Origin of the sequence: Bordetella sp. (assembly GCF_051960075.1) — a bacterium.
In the GTDB taxonomy this organism is placed as follows: Bacteria; Pseudomonadota; Gammaproteobacteria; order Burkholderiales; family Burkholderiaceae_B; genus Bordetella.
In genome coordinates this window covers 42334-49241 of record NZ_JBQCER010000023.1, presented here as the reverse complement: position 1 = coordinate 49241, position 6908 = coordinate 42334, and the positions used below count along the sequence as shown (strand labels likewise).

Sequence of the window (6908 nt, the reverse complement as noted above, 5' to 3'; positions counted from 1 at the left end):
CCTTCCCTTCCCGAACAGGACCGTGAAACGAGACCGCGCCGATGATAGTGGATGTACATCTGTGAAAGTAGGTCATCGTCAGGCTCTTATCCCTCAAAGCCCCTCAAACTCTACGTTTGAGGGGCTTTGTTCTTTGTGCGGTAAGATCACCACGTTCTACATCATTATGGAGCCGCTACCGTGAGCGATCAGAACACTTCCACACCCTCCGCTGGGCCTGATCTGCGTTTGTTGACGCAGGCGGCTTATGGACTGTTTGCGTTGGGCTTCCTGACCAGTGGCTTCCTTGGCGTGGCCACCTTGGCGGCGGTCGTACTGATTTATATCAAAAGAGCCGACGCGGCCGGCACGCTCTACGCCCGGCATTTCGACTGGCTGCTACGCACTTTTTGGTGGTCAATACTGTGGCTGTGCCTGAGCGCCGTGCTGACGCTGATCTTCATCGGCTGGCTGGGCGTATTGGCCACGATCGTTTGGGCCTTGTATCGCCTGATCAAGGGCTGGCTGGCATTCTTACAGGGAACAGATCCCTCTGCCTATGCGTGAGCCGTGCTAGCGTCGGGCCGCCTTAGGCCGAAAGCCCGACATGCCAAACAAAAAAGCCGCGTTCAACGCGGCTTTTTTGTTCTGAATCGAGGAGTCGTCGCGGGGCGGTTGAAAGCGTCCGCTCGATCCTTGCCTGATTACTTCAGATGCGCATTGACCAACTTGGTCAGTTCGAACATCGTGACCTGGTCTTTGCCGAAGATGGGACGCAGCTTGGCATCGGCGTTGATATTGCGCTTATTGGCAGGGTCTTGCAGGTTATGTTGCTTGATGTAGTCCCAGATCTTCTTGGTGACTTCGGTGCGCGGCACTGCTTGAGCGCCGATAACGGCGGCCAGCTCGGGGCTCGGGGTCAGGGGCTTCATGAACGCGGCGTTGGGTTTGCGCGCGGTCGCGGTCTTGGAGGTAGTGGCCATGATTCCGGCTCTCCTTCTGCTAGTTGGAAAATTTGTCCTGCGGGCCGCAGCATAACGTGTATACCCTCTAAAGACAAAGCCATTTATCCTCTGTAGCAACTAAAATAAGGGGTCGTTCTCCCTCTCAATCGTTGCCGACCCATCTCTCAACATGTACGCGCGCACAGCTCTTGAATCCATTCGACTCTTCCATGACGAACTCACCGCGCTGCGGCGCGACCTGCATGCGCACCCTGAATTGGGATTCGAGGAGGTTCGCACGTCCGGCATCGTCGCAGGCGCTCTGGAGGCGCTGGGCATCGAGGTTCATCGAGGCATAGGCAAGACAGGTGTGGTGGGCGTGATCCGCGGCAAGCATTGCGACAGCGGTCGAATGATAGGGCTGCGTGCCGATATGGATGCGCTTCCCATGGGCGAGGACAACACGTTTGCCCACAAATCGAGCAAATCCGGTCTTATGCACGCCTGTGGCCACGATGGCCACACCACAGTGCTGATCGGCGCGGCCCGTTATTTATCGCAGTCGCGCAATTTCAACGGTACGGCGGTGCTGATCTTCCAGCCGGCAGAAGAGGGCACGGGCGGCGCGCAGGCGATGATGGACGACGGCTTGTTCGAAATGTTTCCCTGCGATGCGATTTATGCGTTGCATAACTGGCCCGGCCTGAAGCCGGGGATGATCGGTGTGAATCCCGGCCCCATGATGGCCGCAGCCGACCGGTTCGAAATCGTGATCGAAGGGCGCGGGGGACATGGTGCGCACCCCTATCAGACCATAGATCCGGTTACGGTGACGGGACATCTGATCACCGCGCTGCAGAGCATCGTGTCGCGCAATGTGAACCCACTGGACTCCGCTGTGGTATCGATAGGCGCAATGCAGGCCGGCAATCCGGATGCCATGAGCGTTATCCCCGGCACAGCCAGGCTGGTGGGCACGGTGCGCACCTTCCGCAAAACGGTGCAGGAACTGATCGAGTCGCGCATGAACCAGCTGGCCACATCGATCGCGGGTGCCTTTGGCGCCAAGGCCACGATCAAGTACGAGCGACTGTTTCCGGCCACGATCAACACGCCGCAGCATGCCAACCTGGTGGCGGACATTGCCACCGAGCTGATCGGCAAGGAAAACGTGGTGCGCGACCTGACACCGTCCATGGGATCGGAAGATTTCTCCGTGATGCTGCAGCAAAAACCCGGCGCCTATTTCCGTCTCGGGCAGGGTGGCGCCGAGGAAGGCTGCGTACTGCACAATCCACGCTTCGATTTCAACGACGCCGTGATTCCGCTGGGCAGCGCCATGTTCTGCGCGCTGGCCGAGCGCGGCATGCCGTTGAACGAGTGATCATCCCAACAGCACGCGCCATCCAACTACCAAACGACAGATATCCGGATATCCCATGCCTGCTGCTTCGACCCTGACTCTCACTCGTCCTGATGATTGGCATTTGCATCTGCGCGACGGCGCGGCGCTGGAAGCGGTGGTCGGCGACAGCGCACGCCAGTTCGCGCGCGCCATCATCATGCCGAATCTGAAGCCGCCGGTGACCACGACGACGCAGGCGCTGGAATACCGCGAACGCATCGTGCAGGCGCTGACAAAGGCAGGCGTCGCGCCTGGCACGTTCACGCCGTTGATGACGCTCTATCTGACCGACAACACATCGGCGGACGAGATCGCGCACGCGCACGCATCCGGCATGGTGCATGCCGTAAAGTTGTATCCGGCGGGTGCCACGACCAATTCGGATGCCGGCGTGACTGATTTGCTGGGCAAATGCGGGCCTGCACTGCAGGCGTTGGAAAAACTCGGGATGCCCCTGCTGGTTCACGGCGAGGTGACCGACGCCACGATCGATGTGTTCGACCGCGAGGCAGTGTTCATCGACCGCGTAATGATCCCGTTGCGCCAGGCCTATCCGGGCTTGAAAGTGGTGTTCGAGCACATTACGACTCTGGAAGGCGCACATTATGTGCGTGATGCCGACGGCCCTATCGCGGCGACGATTACACCTCAGCATCTGCTGTACAACCGCAATGCGATATTCCAGGGCGGCGTGCGGCCGCATTGGTATTGCTTGCCCATTCTCAAGCGCGAGAAGCACCGGCAGGCGCTGATTGCCGCCGCGACCAGCGGTAGTTCGCGGTTTTTTCTGGGAACCGACAGTGCGCCGCATGCGCGCGGCACCAAGGAAAATGCGTGTGGATGCGCAGGATGCTACACCGGGCTGCATGCGATGGAGCTTTATGCCACGGCGTTCGACGGTGTGGGCAAGTTGGACAGGCTCGAGGGTTTTTCCAGTTTCTACGGACCGGATTTCTATGGTCTGCCGCGCAATGCCGGCACCATGACGCTGGAGCGCGGAGAGTATGCGATTCCCGCGGAAGTGGCGTTCGGGGATGGGACGCTGGTGCCGTTGGCAGCGGGGGAGTCGCTAAAGTGGCGGGTGGTTTCGGGTGTCTAAGTCTCATTGGTTGAGTTCTTGAGACACCGAGGCTGCCCTGCGCAATTTCGCAGTCTTGGCGCCGACGGCTCAAGAACGCAAACTCAATGCGACGACAAGGCTCACGACGCTTCGCGCTTGGCTTCCAGCATTTCCCAACGAGCGAACTTCTCTTCCAGCTCGCCGTGCAGCGTTTCCAGTTCCGCATTGATGCGGGCGGCTTCTTCGGGCGCCTGGTGGTAGAGACTGCCATCGGCAAGCCTGTCCGATAGTGCGGTCTGCTTGGCTTCGATCGCCGCAATGGCGTCGGGCAGTTCGTTCAACTCCCGTTCTTCCCAGGAGCTCAGGCGAGCCGAGCGAACAGATTTGGCGCGCGGTTCCGTCTTGCGTGCGGAATCCGGCTTGTCGATGACGATCTTGGCATTGTCGTCGACGCGTGCCGGCCGCTGCGCGATCCACTCGTCGTAGCCACCCACGTAATCGCGCCACTCGCCATCGCCTTCGCTGGCGATCGTCTGCGTGACCACGTTGTTGAGAAACGCGCGATCGTGGCTGACAAGCAGTACGGTGCCGGTGTACTCCTGCAGCAGTTCTTCCAGCAGTTCCAGTGTCTCGATGTCGAGATCATTGGTAGGCTCGTCCAGAACCAGCACGTTTGCGGGGCGGGCAAAAAGTCGGGCGAGCAGGAGGCGGGCGCGTTCGCCTCCCGACAGGCTTTTGACGGGGGAGCCGGCGCGCGCGGGTGAAAACAGGAAATCGCCCAGATAGCTCATGATGTGCTTGCGTGTTCCGCCGATTTCCACCCATTCGCTGCCGGGGCTGATGACGTCGGCCAGGACGGCGTTTTCGTCTAGCTGGTCGCGCATCTGGTCGAAATAGGCGACCGAAATGTTGGTGCCGAGTTTTACCGTGCCGCTATCGGGCTCGAGCAGGCCCAGGATGATGCGCAGCAACGTCGTCTTGCCAGCGCCGTTGGGGCCGACCAGGCCGATGCGATCGCCGCGCAGAATGGTGGTGGAGTAGTCGTGGACGATGCGGCGATCGCCATAGAATTTGGAGACGTGCTTGAGCTCGGCCACCAGTTTGCCCGAGCGCTGCCCCTGGGCCAGGGCGAGGTTGACATTGCCGACGCGTTCGCGGCGTTCGGCGCGCTCGACGCGCAGCTGTTCCAGGCGGCGTACGCGGCCTTCGTTGCGGGTGCGGCGCGCTTCGATGCCTTTGCGTATCCAGACCTCTTCCTGGGCCAGGAGCTTGTCGAAGCGGGCCTGTTCGAGCCGCTCGGATTCCAGCCACTGCGCCTTGCGTTCCTGCCATTGCGAAAAATTGCCGGGAAAGCTCAGCAATTTGCCCCGGTCGAGTTCGACGATGCGGGTGGCGACAGCGTCGAGAAAGCGCCGATCGTGCGTGATGATGACGGCTGCACCTTTCCAATTTCGCAGCAGAGTTTCGAGCCAGGCAATGCCGTCGAAGTCCAGATGGTTGGTCGGTTCGTCGAGCAGAAGCAGATCGGGATCGTCGGCAAGCGCGCGTGCCAGGGCCACGCGCTTGCGCATACCGCCCGAAAGGCCTGAGACGACAAGCTCGCCGGGCAGGCCCAAACGCTCGAGCGTGGCGCGCACACGTGCCGGCCTGGACCAGTCTTCGGCATAGGTCTCGGGTTCGCAGACTGCGTCGTAGATCGTGGCGTCTTCGTCAAGATCGGGCTCCTGCTCGACCGTGGCGACGCGCAAGCCCGAACTGCGGGCCAGGTCGCCGTCGTCGGGTTGCGTGCGGCCGTCGAGCAGTTTCAGCAACGAGGATTTGCCGGCGCCGTTGCGGCCGATGAGACCGATGCGCTCACCTTGCTGGATGGCAAAGTCGGCATGATCGAGCAGCGGATGGTGACCATAGGCCAGTTGGACGTCGGTGAGGGTGATGAGGGTTGCGGCTGCCATGTCGTAAGTCGAGTTGTTCAGCCCCTGGCTGTCTCCGGGCTTAGACCCTGTCGGGGCAGCAAACCGTAGGCATGGCGTGGGGCGTGTGAGGCGCTATTGTAAAATCTCTCCCGCAGAACAGATCGGGCAATCGCGGTAGGGCAACCTATCGAGGAAGGTCCGGACTCCTCAGGGCGGGATAGCGGCTAACGGCCGTCCGTTCGGTTTAGGCCGTACGAGGAATAGGGCCACAGAGACGAGTCTGCGAAGCGGGCGCGCATGCCATGCATGTGCGCACCGGCACGGCCATCTCCGTGCTGCGCCGACCGGCAACGGGCGGCGGCATTGCAGGGTGAAACGCGGCAACCTCTATCCGGAGCAACATCAAATAGGCATGCGCACGGTTTCGGCCGGAAAGGGCGGCTCGCTCGAGCATGCGGGTAGATGGCTAGAGCCAGCCAGCAATGGCTGGCGCAGAGGAATGATTGCCCGCCGGGGAAACCCGACGTACAGAATCCGGCCTATAGATCTGTTCTGCTTTTTCGAAACACGCCGCTGACGCGGCGTTTTTTCTGAGTTGCCATTTTCTTTATGCGGTGCGGCGAGGCCGCAGGTGGTCGGCGATGCGCACCATGGCCAGCCATTGTTGCCCCAATACTCCCTTGCCATAGGAACGCCCTTTGCCTTGGGGCGCGGGCAGTTCTTCGCGGATGCCCGTAGGGTCTGTGCCGTGAGTCCAGTCGGCCGAACCGAAGATCATGTCCCACCAAGGGAAGAGGATGCCGAAATTCCATCCGCCTTTTTTTCCCAGAGGAATGTCCAGGGCATGGTGGCGGCGATGGAATGACGGGCTGACCAGTACGCGCTCCAATGCCCGACCGAAAGGCAGGCGGGTGTTGGCGTGCTGCACGCTTTGCAGGAAGTTGCCCACGGCCACCAGGACCACGTATTGTCCGGGCTCCACGCCGATGAACAGCGCGATTGCGGCAAAGAAAGTCGCCTGCAGAATGCTGTCGAGGAAGTGGTTGCGGTCGTCGCTCCACAATGAGAGCTGCCGCTGGCTGTGATGCACCGCGTGCAGCTCCCACCATACGCCGATGCCGTGCTGCAGCCGGTGGTACCAGTAACCCGCGAAATCCAGCGCAACCAGGTAGATCAGGAAGGCGACAAGCGGCTGGTCGGTGATGCCGGGCCAGAGTCGGTCCAGTTCGACATTAGGTATGTTGTAGACCGAAACCATGCTTTGCAGATGGTTGAACAGGGGCTGCAGCATGAAGAAGAACACGATCTTGAGCAGGCCCAGCTTGGCGATCCAGGTGTAGAGAATGTCGGAGCGGGTCTGTGTGCGATCGCGCCAGGTTTCGAGCGGACGCCAGGCTTCCAGGGGACGCAGCAGGGCGTAGCTTGCCAGGACTTGAAACACATTGACGATGACCCAGTAGAGCGCGTCATAGGTATCTTCGTCGTAACCCATGAACCCGAACTTGTACATGACCGGCTGCACCAGGTCGACGAACGTCCAGGTCTGTACCGCGCCGACGGCGTCATCGAGCAGGGAGATCAGGCTGTGCATGCGCGTGCAGGTTCGA

Annotated in this window: 6 protein-coding genes, 1 rRNA gene and 1 other RNA gene; 5 read left to right on the top strand and 3 right to left on the bottom strand. The window is 60.8% G+C overall.

Going from position 1 to position 6908, the window contains the following annotated elements:
* Nucleotides 1-84: ribosomal RNA gene (gene rrf, locus ACTHJ1_RS02955) — 5S ribosomal RNA — on the top strand; the annotation flags it as partial.
* Nucleotides 85-180: 96 nt separating this feature from the next.
* Nucleotides 181-546, top strand: coding sequence for a DUF4870 family protein (locus ACTHJ1_RS02950; protein ID WP_440187428.1), 366 nt, complete (start codon nucleotides 181-183; stop codon nucleotides 544-546).
* Nucleotides 547-683: 137 nt separating this feature from the next.
* Here the strand turns inward: ACTHJ1_RS02950 and ACTHJ1_RS02945 are convergent, their stop codons facing one another.
* A complete protein-coding gene (locus tag ACTHJ1_RS02945; RefSeq protein ID WP_440187425.1) occupies nucleotides 684-962 on the bottom strand; it encodes an SWIB/MDM2 domain-containing protein in 279 nt (92 codons plus the stop codon).
* A 151-nt stretch (nucleotides 963-1113) separates the two neighbouring features.
* Here ACTHJ1_RS02945 and ACTHJ1_RS02940 point away from each other — a divergent pair, with 151 nt between their 5' ends.
* Nucleotides 1114-2307: a M20 aminoacylase family protein gene (locus ACTHJ1_RS02940; RefSeq protein WP_440187422.1), complete on the top strand. Its 1194-nt coding sequence runs from the start codon at nucleotides 1114-1116 to the stop codon at nucleotides 2305-2307.
* Between the two features lie 55 nt (nucleotides 2308-2362).
* A complete protein-coding gene (gene pyrC, locus ACTHJ1_RS02935) occupies nucleotides 2363-3427 on the top strand; it encodes a dihydroorotase (protein ID WP_440187419.1) in 1065 nt (354 codons plus the stop codon).
* A gap of 101 nt (nucleotides 3428-3528) precedes the next feature.
* On the opposite strand, the gene ACTHJ1_RS02930 is transcribed toward pyrC, so the two are convergent.
* Complete coding sequence (locus tag ACTHJ1_RS02930) at nucleotides 3529-5340, bottom strand: ATP-binding cassette domain-containing protein (RefSeq protein WP_440187416.1); 1812 nt, start codon at nucleotides 5338-5340, stop codon at nucleotides 3529-3531.
* Between the two features lie 114 nt (nucleotides 5341-5454).
* Between ACTHJ1_RS02930 and rnpB the strand changes: the two genes are divergently transcribed.
* Nucleotides 5455-5859, top strand: an RNA gene (gene rnpB, locus ACTHJ1_RS02925) — RNase P RNA component class A.
* 49 nt (nucleotides 5860-5908) lie between these two features.
* Here the strand turns inward: rnpB and ACTHJ1_RS02920 are convergent.
* On the bottom strand, nucleotides 5909-6892 hold the full coding sequence (locus tag ACTHJ1_RS02920; protein ID WP_440187413.1) for a sterol desaturase family protein: 984 nt from the start codon (nucleotides 6890-6892) through the stop codon (nucleotides 5909-5911).
* Between the last annotated feature and the right edge of the window lie 16 nt (nucleotides 6893-6908).